1 protein-coding gene is annotated in these 1,185 nt (G+C 61.1%); it reads left to right on the top strand.

The window, feature by feature from the left end; genetic code table 11:
• Window positions 1–62 precede the first annotated feature (62 nt).
• The coding region (dld, locus tag I5W_RS23680) for a D-lactate dehydrogenase (RefSeq protein ID WP_441294739.1) at window positions 63–1,185 on the top strand (1,123 nt) is incomplete at its 3' end.

Here is a 1,185-nt window from a genome sequence, read left to right on the forward strand (position 1 = left end):
GCCGCCATACCGGCCTGACAGGTGGATCCACACCGATTGCCGAGGGCTATGATCGCCCGGTGGTGCTGATCAACACCATGCGCCTGACCCGCCTGGAATTGCTCGACCAGGGCCAGCAGGTGCTCTCCCAACCAGGCGTGACGCTGGACCAGTTGGAACGCCGCCTTAAACCCCTTGGCCGCGAGCCGCATTCGGTGATCGGGTCGAGCTGCATTGGCGCTTCCATCACCGGCGGCATCTGCAATAATTCGGGCGGCTCTCTGATACAGCGCGGCCCTGCCTATACGCAGTACGCCCTGTTTGCCCGCATCGATGAGCACGGACGGTTGGAGCTGGTCAATCATCTGGGCATCGACCTGGGCGAGGATCCTGAGAGCATCCTGGAACAGCTCGACGCCGGTCGCATCGATCCGGCGCAGGTGCATCACGTCCCCGGGCAAATGGCCTCGGACCGCGAATATGCCGAGCATGTGCGCGATATCAGTTCACCGGTTCCGGCCCGCTTCAATGCCGACCCCCGGCGTCTGTACGAGGCTTCAGGCTCGGCCGGCAAGATTGCCGTGTTTGCTTTGCGGCTCGATACTTTTGCAGCCGATCAGCTCACCAAGGTGTTCTATATCGGTTCCAACGATCCGGCGGTACTGGAAGACCTGCGCCGCCATATTCTTTCCAGCTTCCGCACGCTCCCCATTGCCGGTGAGTACATGCATTGCTCGGGCTATGACCTGGCCAGGAAATACGGAAAGGACCTCTTCCTCTATATCCGCAAGGCCGGTACCGACAAGGTGCCGCTGGCCTTTGCCATCAAGAGTCGCTTCGATGCATTGACCGAAAAGCTGGGCCTGGGACGCAGTCTCGGTGATCGCCTGTTGCAGGCCCTGGCTGACCGCCTGCCTGCGCATCTGCCGCCGCGCCTGGAAGACATGCGGGATCGCTACGCCCATCATTTGCTGCTCAAGATGGGCGATGATGGCATCGAGGAAGCACGTGCCTATCTCCAGGGCATTTTGCCCACAGCGCAGGCCGGCTTCATCGAATGTACGCCGGCTGAGGCCAGCGCCGCATTCCTGAACCGTTTTCGCCATCGCAATGCAGCCAATCGCTACCGGGCCGTGCATCNAGATACGGTCGAAAAGATCGTCGCGCTCGACGTTGCCCTGCCACGCAATAACTACAACTGGTTTG

Origin of the sequence: Herbaspirillum sp. B65, assembly GCF_000333555.1 — a bacterium.
GTDB classification, from domain to species: Bacteria; Pseudomonadota; Gammaproteobacteria; order Burkholderiales; family Burkholderiaceae_D; genus Herbaspirillum; species Herbaspirillum rubrisubalbicans.